Source organism: Sinorhizobium americanum, assembly GCF_001651855.1.
GTDB lineage: Bacteria > Pseudomonadota > Alphaproteobacteria > Rhizobiales > Rhizobiaceae > Sinorhizobium > Sinorhizobium americanum.
Genome location: NZ_LNQC01000044.1, coordinates 1 through 17440 on the forward strand (window position 1 = coordinate 1; position 17440 = coordinate 17440).

A 17440-nucleotide genomic window follows, 5' to 3' on the forward strand; every position below is an offset into this window, starting at 1 on the left:
CCTCCTAATCGGTTGAACCATTGGAGCCTGCCCGGAAGACCGATCTCCCGCTACTCCCATGCAGGGAGGCCGCCGGAGCCCAATCATCCGATCTTTTTTGTTGCAGCTCAGAATGCGATTCAACGGTTTGCCAATCTCATTCTGGTTGCGGCGCTATCCCGTTGAAATCGGATTCATTTTTTCTCCCGGACCGTCTCAATGACGCCCGAGACGTCGTCGCTGCCGTGACCCTCGGCAATCCGACGGGCGGCGAGCCTAAGCATCGGCTCGGCGAAGTCTGGAGCGACGGCTTGCTCCGCGCTGGCCTTGGCGATGTTTTCGAGAGCGATCGTCTGCATCGCAAGATTGGAGACGACGTTGTCACTGTGCCGGCCGCTGTCGATCTTGCCAGCAAGGTCGGGCAGGGTGCCAGTCATCGCTTTGAGCCACGGCAGGAGTAGCGGAAGGAAATCGACCGCCTTGCCGCCTCCGCTTGTCACCAGGGCGTTGGCATGAAGAAAGCCGGAGAAGAGGCCGTACATGCCGGCGAGCAGTGCGAGGTCGTAAAGCGCCGCCAGGCCTGAGTCGTCGCCGAGGTGGCGGCTCTCCGCCAGTGCGTCGAGCGCCGGCTTGTGCCGTTCGAAAAGCGCTGTCGAGCCGCTGTAGAGGACCAGGGCGCCCGCCTCGCCGATCATTGGCGGGATTGCCATGATACCGCCGTCGAGATAATTGACCCCCTCCATCTCGGCCCACGCGGCGAGATTTTTCGCCTCACGCGGCGTGCCGTTTGTCAGATTGACAAGATCGCGGCCGCTGAGCGCCCCCCGCGCCTCAGCCAGCACCGACCCTGCGGCAGCATAGTCGACGACGCACAGAATCGAGAGCTCGCTTGCGGCGACGGCTTCGGCCGGAGTCGTGGCGATCCTTGCCCCCGCACGGGCAAGCGGCTCCGCTCGCGATGGCGTCCGATTCCAGACGGTTACGGCATGGCCCTTGCGGATGAGGGTTGCGGCGAGTGCGGCACCCATAGCACCAAGGCCGAGGACGGATATACTGGTCATGCGTCGTCCTTTCCTGTTTCGCGTCAGCCGGCCGTTGCGAGCTTCTGGCCAAGGCCGCCGTCGACGGCGAGCTTTGCGCCAGTGGTGAAGGTGGCTTCGAAGGCGAGGAACAGCACGGCGCGCGCCACTTCATCGGCGGTCCCATTGCGTTTCATCGGCGTCACCGCATCGCCCAGCGCCTTGAACTCGGCTCTTTCCGCGGCGGTCAGACCGGGCACGCCCTTGGTCGGAGTGTCGACGAACCCGGGACTGACGGTGTTGACACGGATACCGCGCGGCAAGAGCTCGGCCGCTAGCACCGAAGCGAAGGAGACCAGCGCCGCCTTGGTGGCGCTGTAGACGCTCATGCCGGGGTGACCGCCCTCATCGGCAACTGATGACGTAAACACAATCGAGCCCCCTTCGCGGATCAGCGGTGCCAGCCGCTGGACGGTGAAGAAGGCGCCCTTGGTGTTGACCGCAAACTGGCGATCGTAGGATGCTTCGCTGACCTGATCGAAGGGCTCAAGTTCGGAAATGCCGGCATTGACGTGGAGGAGGTCGATGGCCCCGAGCTTCTGGCCGGCGGAGGCGCCAAGGACCGCTATATCGTTGAGATCGGCGATATCCGAGCGCACGGCGTGCACGCGCGGACCGAACTCCTCTTTGACTTTGGCGACATTCTCCTCGTTGCGTCCGGTCAGCAGCACTTCAGCGCCGCCATTGACGAGCCGCCTGACCGTTGCCAGCCCCATACCGTGGGTGCCGCCGACCACGATCGCCTTCTTACCCTGATAAATCGCCATTATGTCTTCCTCTTCGGTTCGATTGAATGATGAGAAAGAGATGCATTCGTGGACGGTCTTGTGGTAGGCGGCTTGTCGTGGACATATCGTCCACAGTTGCAGACAATGACGGCCATGGCGAATCTCAATGACTTCACTTTCTTTGTCCACGTCGTGGACCACGGCGGTTTTGCGCCGGCGGCGCGTGCGCTCAACGTGCCGAAATTGACGCTCAGCAAGCGGGTGGCGGTGCTCGAGAAGAATCTCGGCGTCCGCCTCATCAACCGGACCTCGCGCCGCTTCGCGGTGACTGAAACGGGGGAAGATTTCTACCGCCATGCGGCGGCGATGCTGGTGGTGGCGGAAGCGGCCGAAAATGTCATCAGAGGCAGGCTTGCCGAACCGAGCGGCGCTGTCAGGATCACGGCGTCCGTTCCGACGGCGCAGCTTTCACTAGCCCCGCTGCTGCCCGAACTCGCGCTCGCCTATCCCAAGCTTCGCGTCGTCCTGCACGCGACTGACCGCTTCGTCGATATCGTCCAGGAAGGCTTCGATATGGCGGTGCGCGATCATTTCGCGCCCCTGCCGGACTCTGGTCTCGTGCAGCGTCGCGTCGGCTCACAGAGCAAACTTCTCGTCGCCGCGCCTGCTTATTTGCAAGAGCGGGGAGTGCCTGCACGAGCAGAGGCGTTGCAGGAGCACGATGGGCTGATGACGTCACTTACCTCGCAGGGCTGGACGGTCGAGCACCAAGACGGCACGATCGTGCAGGTCTCACCCAATCCGCGCTTTGTGGCGGACGAATCCCGGGTCCTGCTGGCGGCCGCGCTGGCAGGACTTGGGATAACCGCGCTGCCTGGCACGCTCTGTCAGGAGGAAATTGCAAGCGGTGCACTCGTCCACATCCTTCCGGAGTGGACCGCAGGCAAGGTGACGACGACGATCCTGATGCCACATCGTCGCGGCCAATTGCCTTCGGTGCGCGCGACGATCGATTTCATAGCGGAGCGGCTCGGCGACGGCTGAAGTAAAAGGCCCGCGTAAGCGGGCCTTTATTCGTTCTCTTAGGCTTTCTCAGCGTTCGGCGAGTGCCGCTTCGCCCTTCTTCTCACGGATCAGGTTGAGGAACCGGCGGAAGAGATAGTGGCTGTCCTGCGGGCCCGGGGAGGCTTCCGGGTGGTGCTGGACCGAGAAGACCGGCTTGCCGCTCAAGCGCAGGCCGCAATTGGTGCCGTCGAAGAGGGAAATGTGAGTCTCTTCAACACCTTCCGGCAACGACTTGGAATCGACCGCGAAGCCGTGATTCATCGAGACGATCTCGACCTTGCCGGTGGTGTGGTCCTTCACCGGATGGTTGGCGCCATGGTGACCCTGATGCATCTTCTCGGTCCTGGCGCCGAGTGCCAGCGCCAGCATCTGATGGCCGAGGCAGATGCCGAAGACCGGGATGTCGCTCTCCAGCAGGTTCTTGATCACCGGCACGGCATATTCGCCGGTGGCGGCCGGGTCGCCCGGGCCGTTCGACAGGAAAATGCCGTCCGGCTTGAGCGCCAGCACTTCCTCGGCGCTCGTGTCAGCCGGGACGACCGTGACCCGGCAATCAAGTCCGGCGAAGAGGCGCAGAATGTTGCGCTTGACGCCATAGTCGAGCGCAACGACGTGATAGGCGGCTTCGGTCTCGCCGAGCGTGGAGTAGCCGTCGTTCCAAACCCAGGGCTTCTCGTTCCAGCGGTAGGACTGGCCGGAGGTCGCGACCTTGGCGAGATCGAGCCCTTCGAGACCGCTCCAGGCCTTTGCCTCGGCCTTCAGCGTGTCGATGTCGAAGACGCCGGCCGGATCATGGGCGATAACGGCGTTCGGCATGCCGTTTTCGCGGATCCAGGCGGTCAGCGCCCGCGTGTCGATGCCGCAGAGCCCGATGACGCCGCGTGCCTTCAGCCAGGCATCGAGATGCTTGGCGGCGCGATAGTTAGAGGGATCGGTGATGTCGGCCTTGAAGATCACTCCGACGGCACCGTGGCGGGCGGCCGGCGTCAGGTCCTCGATGTCCTCGTCATTGGCACCGATATTGCCGATATGCGGGAAGGTGAAGGTGACGATCTGGCCAAGATAGGAGGGGTCCGTGAGGATTTCCTGATACCCGGTCAGCGCCGTGTTGAAACAGACCTCGGCCTGCACCTTGCCGGTCGCGCCGATGCCCTTGCCTTCGATCACCGTGCCGTCGGCCAGAACGAGCAGGGCGGTGGGTTTCTGGGTTGTCCATGCGGGTGTCGCGGTCATCGTTCCTATCCCGTTGCGGCGGAAGGCGCGGCTTTAAAGCCGGTCGGTTCAGCCCCATTTCAAAATTGCATGCGGCATGGCGCGCGGAAGCCCCGCGAGAAAGAGGTTCATGCCGATGTTCGTGCAGGTGCCGGAAAATAAACAAAGGCTTTACCGGGGTCAACCGGCGGCGGTGAATTGTCCGGAAATAAAGTTCTTTATAATTCAAATGGTTGCGCGATAGGTTTGATTGTACCTGCCGCACTGGTTTAAGACGGCGATAACAATGAGGCAAACGAGCCGGTCCGGATGCAGGCAGCAGGGCCGTTTCTGCATGGAGAAAGAGATGCGCGAGCAATTCGCAAACGCCCTGAAGGAAGCGCTGAAAGCCAAGGATACCCGGCGGACTTCGACCGTTCGGCTGATCCAGGCGGCGATCAAGGACCGCGACATCGCCAATCGCGGCCAGGGCAAGGATCCGGCCGGCGACGATGAAATCATGCAGATCCTCGCCAAGATGATCAAGCAACGCGAGGAATCGGCGCGCATCTACGAGGAGGGCGGCCGCCCGGAGCTCGCCGAGCAGGAGCGGCAGGAAATCGTCATCATCAATGCGTTCCTGCCCGAGCAGTTCTCCGAGGAGAAGGTGCGCGAGCTTTGCGCCGCAGTCATCGCGGAACTCGGCGCTCAGGGGCTGCGCGACATGGGCAAGGTCATGAATGCGTTGAAGGAGCGCTATCCTGGCCAGATGGATTTCGCCAGGGCTTCCAGCATCGTCAAGGAGCTGTTGAAGTAAGCCGCTGCGCCGGCGCCTGATCTCCGGCGCCGCCTCAGTTTCCCGCCATCTTCGATGGCCGCCGCCTGTGAAAAGCGGGCAAGACCGAGAGGAACTGTGGCTTCCTCCGGCCAGGCCGCTTATATGGAAGCTGGCCAGAGGTATCCATGCGCTTTTCACCGTCCTTCCTTGACGAGATCCGAGACCGCGTTCCGATTTCGGACGTGGTCGGCAAGCGCGTCACCTGGGACCGGCGCAAGACCAATGTGTCGCGCGGCGATTACTGGGCCTGCTGCCCGTTCCATGGCGAGAAGTCGCCGAGCTTCCACTGCGAGGACCGCAAGGGCCGATATCATTGTTTCGGCTGCGGCGTTTCCGGCGACCATTTCCGCTTCCTGACCGATCTCGAGGGCCTGAGCTTCCCCGAAGCGGTGCAGCAGATCGCCGATATGGCGGGTGTTCCCATGCCGCAGCCCGATCCGCAGGCCGAGCGGCGGGAGAAGGAGCGCACCAGCCTGCTCGACGTCATGGAGCTGGCGACGCAGTTCTTTCAGGACCAGCTTCAAACCGCGGCCGGCGCCAAGGCGCGCGCCTATCTGCGCGAACGGGGCCTCACCGGCCGCACAATCGAGACCTTCCGGCTCGGCTATGCGCCGGATAGCCGCAATGCGTTGAAGGAATTTCTCGCCGGCAAGGGGGTCGGCAAGGAGCAGATCGAGGCATGCGGCCTCGTCGTCCATGGGCCGGACGTCCCGGTCTCTTACGACCGCTTTCGCGACCGGATCATGTTTCCGATCCTCTCGGCGCGCGAAAAGGTGATCGCCTTCGGCGGGCGGGCGATGTCCGCCGATGCGCCGGCCAAATATCTGAACTCCAACGAGACCGAGCTCTTCCACAAGGGCAATGTGCTTTTCAATTTCGCGCGCGCCCGGCGCGCTTCGCAGGGCGCCGAGGGCGCGGGCACGATCATCGCCGTCGAAGGCTATATGGACGTGATCGCGCTGCACCAGACAGGCATCGAAAATGCCGTGGCGCCGCTCGGCACGGCGCTCACCGAGAACCAGCTCGATCTCCTCTGGAAAATGACGACTCAGCCGGTGCTTTGCTTCGACGGTGACGGCGCCGGCATCCGCGCCGCCAACCGCGCCGTCGACCTGGCGCTTCCGCATCTGAAGCCCGGCCGTTCGGTGCGTTTCGCCATGCTGCCGGACGGTAAGGACCCGGACGACCTCGTCCGCCACGAGGGGCGAGAGCCTTTCGACAAGGTGCTTGCCAATGCCCGTTCGCTCGCCGAGATGGTCTGGATGCGCGAGGTGCAGGGCGGCGGCTTCGATACGCCGGAAAAGCGCGCCGAGCTTGAGGCGCGGCTGAGGCAGGTGACCTCGGTCATCGCCGACGAGAGCGTGCGTCGCCACTACGGCCAGGACATGCGCGACCGGCTGAACGCCTTTCTGCAGGGGAGCGCGCCGTTCAGGGGCGAGCGGCGGCCGTTCGAGCGGGGTGGGCGCGAGCGCGGCGGGCGGCAAGGCGGTTTTCGCCAAGCCGGCGGCGAACGGAACGCCGGGCCGACCACGATCTCCGACCGGCTGGCGCGCTCGTCGATCGTCAGCGGTCAGCAGGCGGCGCCATTGCTGCGCGAAAGCGTGCTTGCGCTGACGATCGTCAACCACCCGCAACTGCTTTTCGAAGAGTATGACGAGATCTCGACGATCGAGTTCGACCATCGTGAGCTGCAGCGTTGCTGGGCGGCGGTTCTGAACGCCGCGGCGACAAACGGCCCGCGGCTGACGCGGGAAGGGCTGGTCGAGCAATTGGAGGCTGAAGGTTTTGCCCCGTTGATCGGCGCGCTCGACCAGCAGATTCGCTATGCGCGGCTATGGACCGCGACGACGGTGGCTGCGCCAGAAGATGCGCGCGAGGGCTATCTGCAGGCGCTGGCGCTTCACAAGCGCACCAAAGCGCTCAACTGGCAGCGCCGCGAGCTCGAAAGGGAACTTGCACACGCTACGGAAGAAGGCGATCTCGAAGTCGTGCCGCAGCTGTTGCGGACGCTTCAAGAGGTTCAGTTGGAAGTCACCCGGCTCGAGAACCAGGAAGCAATCATCGAAGGCTTCGGGGTGCTTTCCGGACGCGTCAAGGGGCCCGCGGCGAGGTGACGTCCTGCTTCCGGCCGCCCCTGATCCCGCTGCCGCGACCTTCTCCCCGCAGGCGGGGAGAAGGGGGATGCCGCGCCAGCTCAGCAACGTCCTTGCAGTTGGTGCACGACACGAGCCTCAGATGCGACGCAACCTCGCCCCGCCTGCGGGGAGAGGGCAGGGTGAGGGGCATCTCTCTACGCCCCTTCGCGTCCGATTTTCGTGAGCCGCATACTGCCCGCCGACGAAAGCGATTTCATGCCATACAGTGACGACGACTCCACCATCCTCCTCTTCGGAAACGATGGCGCGCGCAATCCACTCGATGTCCTCAAGCGCATCTACGGCTATTCCGCCTTCCGCGGGCAGCAGCAGGCCGTCGTTGAGCACGTCGTGGCGGGCGGAGACGCGGTGGTGCTCTTCCCGACCGGGGCCGGCAAGTCGCTCTGCTTCCAGATTCCGGCGCTCTGCCGCAAGGGTGTCGGCATCGTCGTCTCGCCGCTGATCGCTTTGATGCGCGACCAGGTGGAGGCGCTGAAGCAGGTCGGCATTCGCGCGGCGGCGCTCAACTCCTCGCTCAGCCGCGATGAGGCGATCGCCGTCCGCCGGGCTCTCTCGGCGGATGCGCTCGACCTGCTCTACGTCACGCCGGAGCGCGCGGTCACCGACGGATTCGCCGAAATGATCGGCGACATGGACATCGCCCTCTTCGCGATCGACGAGGCGCACTGCGTCTCGCAATGGGGGCACGATTTCCGACCCGAATATCGCGGTCTCGATTGCCTTGCGTCGCGCTTCCCGGGCGTGCCGCGCATCGCGCTGACGGCCACAGCCGATCCGCACACGCGCGGCGACATCATCGAGCGGCTGGCGCTCCGGAGCGCGCGGGTGTTTTCCTCCAGCTTCGACCGGCCGAACATCGCCTACGAGATCGTCGAACGCGATCAGCCGCGCCAGCAGCTCTTGCGCTTCCTGTCGCGTTTCAAGGACTCGAGCGGCATCGTCTATTGCCTGTCGCGCGCCAAGGTCGAGGACACGGCAGAGTGGCTGAACGGACAGGGCATCCGCGCGCTCCCCTATCACGCCGGCATGGATCGGACTCTGCGCGATCGGCATCAGGACGCCTTCCTGAAGGAGGAGAACCTCTGCCTGGTGGCGACCGTCGCCTTTGGCATGGGGATCGACAAGCCGGATGTGCGCTATGTCGCGCATCTCGATTTGCCGGGCTCGGCCGAGGCCTATTACCAGGAGACGGGGAGGGCCGGTCGTGACGGACTGCCGTCGGAAGTGTGGATGGCCTACGGCATGGCCGATGTCATCCAGCGCCGGCGCATGATCGACGAGGGCGGCGCGCCGGACGAGATCAAGCGCATCGAACGGTCAAAGCTCAACTCCCTGCTCGCGATCTGCGAGACGGCAGGCTGCCGGAGGCAAGCGATCCTCGCGCATTTCGGCGAGGCGCATCCCGGCCGTTGCGGCCACTGCGACACCTGCCTGAAGCCGGTCGAGACCTGGGACGGCACGGAGGCGGCGATCAAGGCACTCGCCGGCGTCTACCGGACCGGCGAACGGTTCGGCACCGGCCATGTCATCGACGTGTTGATCGGGACCGTCAACGAGAAGACCGAGCGCTTCGGCCATGTGGACATACCGGTCTTCGGCGCCGGCAAGGACCTGCCGGCACGAACCTGGCAATCGGTTTTCCGGCAATTGCTCGCAATGGGACTGATCACCGTCGATCACGCTGCCTTCGGCGCCCTGAAACTCGAGCCGGAAGCGCGCGCCGTGTTCAAGCGCGAGCGGCAGGTGCTCTTCCGCAAGGATCGACCGAGTTCCGGCAAGGCGACTCGCGGGCAGAAATCGGCATCGGCTCGCGAGCGTTCGGATCTGGCCGGCTCCGATCTCGAGCTTTTCGAGAAGCTGCGGGCGGAGCGGTTTTCGATCGCCAGGGAATTGAACGTCCCGCCCTATGTCGTTTTCCCGGACACGACCTTGATCGCGCTCGCCAAAGAGCGCCCGCGCGATTTCGACGATCTCATCGACATTCCCGGTATCGGCGAGAGCAAGCGGGAGAGATATGGCGAGGCTTTTCTGGCGGTCATCGATGCGTTCGAGGAGGGCGGCTGAGAAGGGCAGGTGTTCCCCACGAAGCAGAGGCGGTTCGGGCCGGAAGGCGGCGATCCCTAAGGTCCGACAACTTTCGCTTGCGTGCTTTGCCGTGATTATCCACGCTCAAATTCATGAAAGGCTATGTCTATATTCTCGCATCCAAGCGAAACGGGACGCTCTATACTGGCGTCACCCGTGATTTGCCTCGCCGCCTCTTTGAACACCAGAACGACCTAACCCCGGGCTTCACTTCCAGATACGGCGTGAAAACGCTTGTCTGGTTCGAGGAGTACGACCTGCTGACGTCTGCCATCACGCGGGAAAAGACGATTAAGAAGTGGCCGAGGCAGTGGAAGCTGAACCTCATAGAGCAGATGAACCCGGAGTGGGAGGATATTTCCCACTACCTCCACGGCATATAGTGTGCATTGACAGTAAGGCCCACGCCCCCTCATCCCTGTGCTTGTCACAGGGATCCAGCAGCGCCGTGTCCACGGCGCGGAAGAGTCTTTCAGCCCAAGGACTTGGGCTGACTGGATTCCTGTGACAAGCACAGGAATGAGGCGGGAGGTGAAGCCTTTGCCGTACCGTAGCCGATGAGGCTGCACGCTGCCTGAGTGTACTGTGGCGACGCCGCGTCGGCGGCGCGGAAGTTGCTTGAAACCCGCGCGTTTCACCTCAACAATGCGCTGAGAATGTGCTGCACATCGAAAGTTGTCATGCTATTTGTCTAGACGTGAAATTCCTTTCCCTGTTCGAAAGCGGCTGCCATGACCTCTGCCTTCCTTTCTCACCTCCGTTCGGAACTCGACGGCCTGAAGCAGGCCGGGCTCTACAAGTCCGAACGCGTCATCACCTCCAAGCAAGCGGGCGAGATCGAAGTCGCTTCCGGCGAAAGGGTCCTGAACTTTTGCGCCAACAACTATCTGGGCCTCGCAGACAACGAGGAACTTGCCGATGCCGGCAAGAAGGCGCTCGACCGTTACGGCTATGGCATGGCCTCGGTGCGCTTCATCTGCGGGACGCAGGAGGAGCACAAGCAACTCGAGGCGCGCATTTCCTCCTTTCTTCGCATGGAGGACACGATCCTCTATTCCTCCTGCTTCGATGCCAATGGCGGGCTGTTCGAGACGCTGCTCGGCGAGGACGACGCGATCATCTCGGACGCCCTGAACCACGCCTCGATCATCGACGGCGTGCGCCTTTCCAAGGCGAAGCGGTTCCGCTACGCCAATAATGACATGGCGGCGCTGGAGGAGGAGTTGAAGAAGGCGGATGGCAGCCGCTTCAAGCTGATTGCTACCGATGGCGTCTTCTCCATGGACGGCATCATCGCCAACTTGAGGGGCGTCTGCGACCTTGCGGAGAAATACGGTGCGATGGTCATGGTCGACGACAGCCATGCCGTCGGCTTCGTCGGCAAGCATGGCCGCGGCTCGGCCGAACATTGCGGTGTCGAAGGGCGGGTCGACATCATCACCGGGACGCTCGGCAAGGCGCTTGGCGGTGCCTCGGGCGGTTACACCTCGGCAAAGGCCGAGGTCGTCGACTGGCTGCGGCAGCGGTCGCGGCCCTATCTCTTCTCCAATACCCTTGCTCCGGTGATCGCCGCGGCCTCGCTCAAGGTCTTCGAGCTGATCGACAACGGTGATGCGCTTCGCGCGCGGCTCTATGCCAACTCGGCACTCTTCCGGGCCGAGATGTCGAAGCTCGGCTTCCGGCTCGCCGGCGAGGGGCACCCGATCATTCCCGTCATGCTTGGCGATGCGGCACTGGCGCAGGAAATGGCGGCGCGCATGCTGGCGAAGGGCGTCTACGTCATCGGCTTCTCCTTCCCGGTCGTGCCGAGGGGACAGGCACGCATCCGCACGCAGATGTCGGCGGCGCATAGCGAAGCGGACGTGCGGCGTGCAATTGCTGTTTTTGAAGAGGTTGGCCGGGAGCTGGGCGTGATCTGAGGGGCAAGCGTTGGGGCGCGTGGCAGAGGTGAGGAGTTTGCAATGACCAACATGATGAAGGCGCTGGTCAAGACGAAGCCCGAGGTGGGGCTGTGGATGGAACGCGTGCCGGTGCCGGAGGTCGGGCCGAACGATGTGCTGATCCGCGTCAAGAAATCGGCGATCTGCGGCACCGACGTCCATATATGGAACTGGGACCAGTGGGCGCAGAAGACCATCCCCGTGCCGATGGTCGTCGGCCATGAGTTCATGGGCGAAATCGCCGAGGTCGGCTCGGCGGTCACCAAGCATCACGTCGGCGAGCGCGTCTCCGGCGAAGGCCATATCGTCTGCGGCAAGTGCCGCAACTGCCGGGCGGGCCGGGGGCATCTCTGCCGCAACACGCTCGGCGTCGGCGTCAACCGGCCGGGCTCCTTCGCCGAGTTCGTCTGCCTGCCGGAATACAATGTCGTGACGATCCCGGACGACGTGCCGGACGAGATCGCCGCGATCTTCGATCCCTTCGGCAATGCCGTGCACACGGCGCTTTCCTTTGATCTGGTCGGCGAGGACGTGCTCGTCACCGGCGCCGGACCGATCGGCATCATGGGCGCGTTGGTCGCCAAACGCTCAGGCGCCCGCAAGGTGGTGATCACCGACATCAATCCGGTGCGCCTCGACCTCGCCCGCAAGCTCGGGATCGACTACGTCGTCGACGCCTCGAAAGAGAACCTTGCCGATGTGATGCGCTCGATCGGCATGACCGAAGGCTTCGACGTCGGGCTCGAAATGTCGGGCGCGGCACCCGCCTTTCGCGACATGATCGACAAGATGAACAATGGCGGCAAGATCGCCATTCTCGGCATTGCGCCCGCCGGGTTCGAGATCGACTGGAACAAGGTGATCTTCAAGATGCTCAACCTGAAGGGCATCTATGGCCGCGAAATGTTCGAGACCTGGTACAAGATGATCGCCTTCGTTCAGGGCGGGCTCGACCTTTCGCCGGTCATCACCCACCGCATCGGCATCGACGCCTTTTGCGATGGCTTCGAGGCGATGCGCTCCGGCAATTCCGGCAAGGTGGTGATGGATTGGCTGTGATGTGACTGCGGGTTGCATCCCGAAATGGAACAAAGCGCCGATCGCGGAAAAAGCCTGCGCCTCTTGTCTTTTAAGAGGGCGCTCCTACATCTTGAGCAACCCTGGTGAACGGCGAGATAGTCCCGTCGATATGCGTTTTTTGCCGATTTGCGCGGTTTTTCACCGGAAAAGCTTGACGGGATGAAAAATTCTGGGAATCACCATTTCAAGCAGAAATGGCGACATGGTACGGCGGATAGGGAATCATGCCAGAGACGATTCAGTGGCAGGACTGTCGAAGCTTGCCCGCTCAACCGCGATCGCTATCGTGGTTAATCAGGAATTAAACATCATCCCGTTACGTCAGGGGAAATGAATCGGTGGCGGGTGCGCGGCGCGCCCGAACCCCCGAGCGGCATTGGGCACCGGGCGCAGGCCGGTTGCGACAAGGAAAGCGACGAAATAAATGGCAACAAAAGTCAAAGAAAACGAAGAAGCAGACGTTGAACGCGAAGGCACTCCGGACGGTCCGCTTCTCGATCTTTCCGACGACGCTGTCAAGAAGATGATCAAAGCCGCCAAGAAGCGCGGCTATGTGACGATGGACGAATTGAATTCCGTCCTGCCTTCCGAGGAAGTCACCTCCGAGCAGATCGAAGACACGATGGCGATGCTCTCCGACATGGGCATCAACGTCATCGAGGACGAGGAAGCCGAGGAGGCCGCCGGCGGCGACGACGAGGACGCTGGCGACGACAGCGAGAGCGAAGGCGGCGAGCTGGCGACGGTCAGCGGCACGGCGCTTGCCACCGGCAAGAAGAAGGAGCCGACAGACCGCACCGACGACCCGGTGCGCATGTATCTGCGCGAGATGGGCTCGGTGGAACTGCTCTCCCGCGAAGGCGAAATCGCCATCGCCAAGCGCATCGAGGCCGGCCGCGAAACGATGATCGCCGGTCTTTGCGAAAGCCCACTCACCTTCCAGGCGCTGATCATCTGGCGCGACGAGCTGAACGAGGGCCAGACGCTGCTGCGCGAGATCATCGATCTCGAAACCACCTATTCCGGACCCGAGGCCAAGGCTGCTCCGCAGTTCCAGAGCCCGGAAAAGATCGAAGCCGACCGCAAGGCTGCCGAGGAGAAGGAAAAGACCCGCAAGTCGCGCGTTGCGGCCAATGATGACGACATCACCAATGTCGGCGGCGAAGGCCAGCCGGTCGAGGAAGAAGAAGAGGACGACGACGAGTCGAACCTCTCACTCGCAGCGATGGAAGCGGAACTTCGCCCGCAGGTGATGGAAACGCTCGACATCATCGCCGAGACCTACAAGAAGCTCCGCAAGCTGCAGGACCAGCAGGTGGAAGCGCGGCTCGCCGCGACCGGTACGCTGTCGCCGGCGCAGGAGCGCCGCTACAAGGAACTGAAGGACGAGCTGATCAAGGCGGTGAAGTCGCTGTCGCTCAACCAGAACCGCATCGATGCGCTGGTCGAGCAGCTCTACGACATTTCCAAGCGCCTGATGCAGAACGAGGGCCGGCTGCTGCGCCTTGCCGAATCCTACGGCGTCAAGCGCGACTCCTTCCTCGAGCAATATTCCGGCGCCGAGCTCGATCCGAACTGGATGAAGTCGATCAGCAATCTCGCCGGCAAGGGCTGGAAGGAATTTGCCAAGGCCGAGAACCAGACGATCCGCGACATCCGCCAGGAGATCCAGAATCTTGCGACCGAGACCGGCATTTCGATTGCCGAGTTCCGCCGCATCGTCTCGATGGTGCAGAAGGGCGAGCGCGAGGCGCGGATTGCCAAGAAGGAAATGGTCGAGGCGAACCTGCGGCTGGTGATCTCGATCGCCAAGAAGTACACGAACCGCGGCCTGCAGTTCCTGGACCTCATCCAGGAAGGCAATATCGGCCTGATGAAGGCGGTGGACAAGTTCGAGTACCGCCGCGGCTACAAGTTCTCGACCTATGCAACCTGGTGGATCCGGCAGGCGATCACCCGCTCGATCGCCGACCAGGCCCGCACCATCCGCATTCCGGTGCACATGATCGAGACGATCAACAAGATCGTCCGCACCTCGCGCCAGATGCTGCACGAGATCGGCCGCGAGCCGACGCCGGAAGAACTGGCGGAAAAGCTCGCCATGCCGCTCGAGAAGGTGCGCAAGGTCCTGAAGATCGCCAAGGAGCCGATCTCGCTCGAAACCCCCGTCGGTGACGAAGAGGATTCGCATCTCGGCGACTTTATCGAGGACAAGAACGCGCTGCTGCCGATCGACGCGGCTATCCAGGCGAACCTGCGCGAAACGACGACCCGCGTCCTCGCCTCGCTGACGCCGCGCGAAGAACGCGTCTTGCGCATGCGCTTCGGCATCGGCATGAACACCGACCACACGCTCGAGGAAGTCGGCCAGCAGTTCTCGGTTACCCGCGAGCGCATTCGCCAGATCGAGGCGAAGGCCTTGCGCAAGCTCAAGCACCCGAGCCGTTCGCGCAAGCTGCGCTCGTTCCTGGACAGCTGAGCAGAGATCGACGACCTGAACGAATTTGAAAAAGCCGGAACAAGCGTCCGGCTTTTTCATTTTTGGCAAGGCCTGCAAGCCATGGGCCTGTAGCGCTGAGCTTGTTCGGACTGAACCGCAGGATTATACTTCCGAGCTTGCAGCGAAAGGGGGCACTGGTTTGCAGTGCGAGAGAAGTAGTTGCACCGCAGGCGTCCGCCCGTGCATTGGAGCGCCGGCACTTGAACCCGTAAGAAGCGCTCTGCCCCTTCTAAAATCGGAGCATCTTTAGGCGCTTTCCGTCGAAGGCGGGATGCTCTGCGGGAGGTGTGAGATGACCACTTACGTCGTGCTCCTCAATTGGACCGATCAGGGTATCAGAAGCGTGCGGGAATCCCCGAAGCGGCTCGATGCAGCGAGGAAGGTCCTTGAAGAAATGGGCGGATCGTTCAAGGATTTCTATCTCACCATGGGCGAATACGACATGGTGGCGATCTGCGAGGCACCGGACGATGCGGTGGCCGCGCGATTCTCGCTGACGCTGGGCACCTACGGCAACGTGCGCACCCGGACATTGAAGGCCTTTCCAGAGGCGGCCTATCGCGAACTGATCGGCACGCTCGGTTAACTTAAGTTGTAACCGACCGGTTATCGCCGCGGCGCACCGTTTCCGAAGAAGATTTGCGCTGCGCCGCGGATGTGTGTCCGCCCGAAACGCGCGGCGCCGCAGAAGCCATTCAACTTCGCTTCAAAACCGTTCCTTAACATTTACGCTTTATCAATCTCTCGCATATGAGAGGTTCCGCGATGCGTTGCGTTTTTGTCGTCGTCCTCCTGTTACTGGCCGGCTGCGGAACGGTGCCGAGAGATACCCGGAACGCCTGCGCGGTTTTCGAGCAGCGAGATGGCCTTTTCAACAATTGGCGCCGGGCCGCCTATGCGGCGGAGCGCGAATATGGCGTGCCCGTACCCGTGCTGATGGCGACGATCTACACGGAATCCGGCTATCGCCACAATGCACGGCCGCCGCGCACCAAGCTCCTCGGCTTCATTCCCTGGACGCGGGTCTCAACGGCTTACGGCTATTCGCAGGCGCTCGACGGCACCTGGGCGCGCTACCAGGCCGAAACCGGGCGCTGGATGGCACGCCGGACGGATTTTGCCGATGCCATCCGCTTCATCGCCTGGTACCACAATCAAAGCCACCAGCAGAACGGCATTGCGCTCAACGACCCCTATCGGCTCTACGTCGCCTATTATCACGGCCAGGGCGGCTATGCGCGCGGCAACTGGAGCGAGACGGCGAAGACCGGCGCCAAGCGCGCCAGCAACGTCGCCGCGCTTTATGCGCGGCAGCTGCAGGGCTGCGGCGGCTGAGGCCGTCCAGTCTCTTTCGAGGATCAGTCATCCCTCCGCGAAAAAATTGCCTTTCGCTGTCGGAACCTTTCCGCTCCGGCCGTCCTTTGTTGACTTTCAACGGAGGAGACGGACATGGCCTATGTGGATGGTTTTCTGATTGCGCTGCCGAAGCAGAACGTCGAGGCCTACAAGGATCTGGCCCGCAAGGCCGGCGAGGTCTGGAAGGAACACGGTGCCCTGAACTACGTCGAATGCCTGGGCGACGACGTGCCCTATGGCGAGCTTACCTCCTTTCCGCGGGCGGTGCAGGCCAAGGAGGACGAGACCGTGGTCTTCTCATGGGTCGTTTATCGGTCGCGCCAGGACCGCGATGCGATCATCGCCAAGGTGATGGCCGATCCGCGGCTGCAGGGCGACGAATGGAAATCCATTTTCGACGGCAAGCGGATGATCTATGGCGGCTTCCAGGCCTTTCTGGAACTTTGACCAGCCGCCGGGCGTCGGGGCCGGCGCTGCGCAACGCCGAGATGCTAAGCGGTTCTTTCAATTCGGAAGGGCTTCGCAGTACAGTCCTTTGGTAACGGGTGCCGGCGACGGCGCGGCGCCCGGGCACTTAGTCTAGGGACGACAGCCATGCCGCAGACCGTCATTACCATCGCCACCAAGGGGCAGGGGCTCTACGAGTTCACCGGCGAGGCGGCCAATTTCGTGCGGGGGTGCGCGGCCTCGGAGGGGCTTCTGACCGTTTTCGTGCGCCACACCTCCGCCTCGCTCATCATTCAGGAAAATGCCGATCTGGACGTTCGGCGCGATCTGCACGAATTCTTCCATCGCCTCGTGCCGCCATCGTCCGCGCCTTCGATGGGCTGGATCGTCCACACCCAGGAAGGGCCGGACGACATGCCCGCCCATATCAAGGCAGCGTTGACCCAGGTCTCGGTCGGCATTCCCGTCATGGACGGGCGCATGGCGCTCGGCACGTGGCAGGGAATTTACCTCTTCGAGCACCGCGACCGGCCGCATCGCCGCGAAATTATCCTGCATCTCGCCAGCTGACCCAAGGAGGAAACGATGACGGACGCCCAGACTATTGCCGGACGCTTCATCGAGGCCGTGAACGATCGGGATTTCGAAACGCTCGCCCGCCTCCTCGACGACGATGTCGCCTTCGATTCGCTGACCGGGCAGCGCACGCTCGGGATCGGGCCCCTCAGAACCTGGGTGATGAGCTATCTGCGCCATTTCGACGAGAGCTTCGGCGACGTCGTGCTGATGCGCGATGCCTTCGGGCAACGCGTGGCGGCCGACACGACCGCGCGCGGCACGTACCGCGAAACGATGGCCGGCTTTCCGCAGGCATCGGGTCAGAGCTATGCCGTCCCGAGCGTCTTCATCTTCGAGGTCGAGGAGGGTGTCATCACCCGGCTCAGCCACTATCGCAACCTGCGCTTGTTCGAACGGGAACTCGGCGGCTGAATGGAG

The 17440-nt window shown here is 62.8% G+C and carries 16 protein-coding genes; 13 read left to right on the forward strand and 3 right to left on the reverse strand.

The features are described 5' to 3' along the window. Positions 1 to 173: 173 nt before the first annotated feature. Both ATC00_RS07230 and ATC00_RS07235 read right to left on the reverse strand, forming a co-directional pair. Positions 174 to 1040 carry an NAD(P)-dependent oxidoreductase gene (locus ATC00_RS07230; RefSeq protein ID WP_064252388.1) on the reverse strand — a complete coding sequence of 289 codons (867 nt, stop codon included), beginning with the start codon at positions 1038 to 1040 and terminating at the stop codon, positions 174 to 176. 23 nt (positions 1041 to 1063) lie between these two features. Next, complete coding sequence (locus tag ATC00_RS07235) at positions 1064 to 1825, reverse strand: SDR family oxidoreductase (RefSeq protein WP_064252389.1); 762 nt, start codon at positions 1823 to 1825, stop codon at positions 1064 to 1066. A gap of 114 nt (positions 1826 to 1939) precedes the next feature. Between ATC00_RS07235 and ATC00_RS07240 the strand changes: the two genes are divergently transcribed. Next, positions 1940 to 2830, forward strand: coding sequence for a LysR substrate-binding domain-containing protein (locus ATC00_RS07240; protein ID WP_064252511.1), 891 nt, complete (start codon positions 1940 to 1942; stop codon positions 2828 to 2830). Positions 2831 to 2878: 48 nt separating this feature from the next. Here the strand turns inward: ATC00_RS07240 and carA are convergent, their stop codons facing one another. Further along, positions 2879 to 4084: a glutamine-hydrolyzing carbamoyl-phosphate synthase small subunit gene (carA, locus tag ATC00_RS07245; protein WP_064252390.1), complete on the reverse strand. Its 1206-nt coding sequence runs from the start codon at positions 4082 to 4084 to the stop codon at positions 2879 to 2881. 325 nt (positions 4085 to 4409) lie between these two features. On the opposite strand from carA, the gene ATC00_RS07250 reads away from it, so the two are divergent. The 12 genes from ATC00_RS07250 to ATC00_RS07305 all read left to right on the forward strand — a co-directional run bounded on the left by ATC00_RS07250 (position 4410) and on the right by ATC00_RS07305 (position 17434). Then, positions 4410 to 4859: a GatB/YqeY domain-containing protein gene (locus tag ATC00_RS07250; protein WP_037387257.1), complete on the forward strand. Its 450-nt coding sequence runs from the start codon at positions 4410 to 4412 to the stop codon at positions 4857 to 4859. A 146-nt stretch (positions 4860 to 5005) separates the two neighbouring features. Continuing rightward, positions 5006 to 6994: a DNA primase gene (dnaG, locus tag ATC00_RS07255; protein WP_064252391.1), complete on the forward strand. Its 1989-nt coding sequence runs from the start codon at positions 5006 to 5008 to the stop codon at positions 6992 to 6994. 237 nt (positions 6995 to 7231) lie between these two features. Then, positions 7232 to 9100: a DNA helicase RecQ gene (recQ, locus tag ATC00_RS07260; RefSeq protein ID WP_064252392.1), complete on the forward strand. Its 1869-nt coding sequence runs from the start codon at positions 7232 to 7234 to the stop codon at positions 9098 to 9100. 113 nt (positions 9101 to 9213) lie between these two features. Then, positions 9214 to 9504, forward strand: coding sequence for a GIY-YIG nuclease family protein (locus tag ATC00_RS07265; protein ID WP_064252393.1), 291 nt, complete (start codon positions 9214 to 9216; stop codon positions 9502 to 9504). 348 nt (positions 9505 to 9852) lie between these two features. Continuing rightward, on the forward strand, positions 9853 to 11040 hold the full coding sequence (locus ATC00_RS07270) for a glycine C-acetyltransferase (RefSeq protein WP_064252394.1): 1188 nt from the start codon (positions 9853 to 9855) through the stop codon (positions 11038 to 11040). A gap of 42 nt (positions 11041 to 11082) precedes the next feature. Then, a complete protein-coding gene (gene tdh / locus ATC00_RS07275; protein ID WP_037387246.1) occupies positions 11083 to 12120 on the forward strand; it encodes an L-threonine 3-dehydrogenase in 1038 nt (345 codons plus the stop codon). Between the two features lie 445 nt (positions 12121 to 12565). Beyond that, positions 12566 to 14620 (forward strand): RNA polymerase sigma factor RpoD, encoded by a 2055-nt coding sequence (rpoD, locus tag ATC00_RS07280; protein ID WP_037387243.1) that lies wholly within the window; start codon positions 12566 to 12568, stop codon positions 14618 to 14620. A gap of 313 nt (positions 14621 to 14933) precedes the next feature. Then, entirely contained in the window at positions 14934 to 15227 is a 294-nt protein-coding gene (locus ATC00_RS07285; protein ID WP_037387241.1) for a GYD domain-containing protein, read from the forward strand. A 179-nt stretch (positions 15228 to 15406) separates the two neighbouring features. Continuing rightward, on the forward strand, positions 15407 to 15976 hold the full coding sequence (locus tag ATC00_RS07290; RefSeq protein WP_037387238.1) for a transglycosylase SLT domain-containing protein: 570 nt from the start codon (positions 15407 to 15409) through the stop codon (positions 15974 to 15976). A 114-nt stretch (positions 15977 to 16090) separates the two neighbouring features. Further along, positions 16091 to 16444: a DUF1428 domain-containing protein gene (locus ATC00_RS07295; protein WP_037387235.1), complete on the forward strand. Its 354-nt coding sequence runs from the start codon at positions 16091 to 16093 to the stop codon at positions 16442 to 16444. Positions 16445 to 16591: 147 nt separating this feature from the next. Further along, positions 16592 to 17014, forward strand: coding sequence for a secondary thiamine-phosphate synthase enzyme YjbQ (locus ATC00_RS07300; protein WP_037387232.1), 423 nt, complete (start codon positions 16592 to 16594; stop codon positions 17012 to 17014). A 15-nt stretch (positions 17015 to 17029) separates the two neighbouring features. Continuing rightward, on the forward strand, positions 17030 to 17434 hold the full coding sequence (locus ATC00_RS07305; RefSeq protein ID WP_064252395.1) for a ketosteroid isomerase-related protein: 405 nt from the start codon (positions 17030 to 17032) through the stop codon (positions 17432 to 17434). Positions 17435 to 17440: the final 6 nt, after the last annotated feature.

What these genes read in the sequence shown, in the direction of transcription:
- ATC00_RS07235 (WP_064252389.1), bottom strand. Translation starts at nt 1,825, where the DNA reads ATGGCGATTTATCAGGGTAAGAAGGCGATCGTGGTCGGCGGCACCCAC.
- carA (WP_064252390.1), bottom strand. Translation starts at nt 4,084, where the DNA reads ATGACCGCGACACCCGCATGGACAACCCAGAAACCCACCGCCCTGCTC.
- ATC00_RS07300 (WP_037387232.1), top strand. Translation starts at nt 16,592, where the DNA reads ATGCCGCAGACCGTCATTACCATCGCCACCAAGGGGCAGGGGCTCTAC.
- ATC00_RS07290 (WP_037387238.1), top strand. Translation starts at nt 15,407, where the DNA reads ATGCGTTGCGTTTTTGTCGTCGTCCTCCTGTTACTGGCCGGCTGCGGA.
- ATC00_RS07240 (WP_064252511.1), top strand. Translation starts at nt 1,940, where the DNA reads ATGGCGAATCTCAATGACTTCACTTTCTTTGTCCACGTCGTGGACCAC.
- ATC00_RS07305 (WP_064252395.1), top strand. Translation starts at nt 17,030, where the DNA reads ATGACGGACGCCCAGACTATTGCCGGACGCTTCATCGAGGCCGTGAAC.
- tdh (WP_037387246.1), top strand. Translation starts at nt 11,083, where the DNA reads ATGACCAACATGATGAAGGCGCTGGTCAAGACGAAGCCCGAGGTGGGG.
- rpoD (WP_037387243.1), top strand. Translation starts at nt 12,566, where the DNA reads ATGGCAACAAAAGTCAAAGAAAACGAAGAAGCAGACGTTGAACGCGAA.
- ATC00_RS07230 (WP_064252388.1), bottom strand. Translation starts at nt 1,040, where the DNA reads ATGACCAGTATATCCGTCCTCGGCCTTGGTGCTATGGGTGCCGCACTC.
- ATC00_RS07295 (WP_037387235.1), top strand. Translation starts at nt 16,091, where the DNA reads ATGGCCTATGTGGATGGTTTTCTGATTGCGCTGCCGAAGCAGAACGTC.
- ATC00_RS07250 (WP_037387257.1), top strand. Translation starts at nt 4,410, where the DNA reads ATGCGCGAGCAATTCGCAAACGCCCTGAAGGAAGCGCTGAAAGCCAAG.
- ATC00_RS07265 (WP_064252393.1), top strand. Translation starts at nt 9,214, where the DNA reads ATGAAAGGCTATGTCTATATTCTCGCATCCAAGCGAAACGGGACGCTC.
- ATC00_RS07270 (WP_064252394.1), top strand. Translation starts at nt 9,853, where the DNA reads ATGACCTCTGCCTTCCTTTCTCACCTCCGTTCGGAACTCGACGGCCTG.
- recQ (WP_064252392.1), top strand. Translation starts at nt 7,232, where the DNA reads ATGCCATACAGTGACGACGACTCCACCATCCTCCTCTTCGGAAACGAT.
- dnaG (WP_064252391.1), top strand. Translation starts at nt 5,006, where the DNA reads ATGCGCTTTTCACCGTCCTTCCTTGACGAGATCCGAGACCGCGTTCCG.
- ATC00_RS07285 (WP_037387241.1), top strand. Translation starts at nt 14,934, where the DNA reads ATGACCACTTACGTCGTGCTCCTCAATTGGACCGATCAGGGTATCAGA.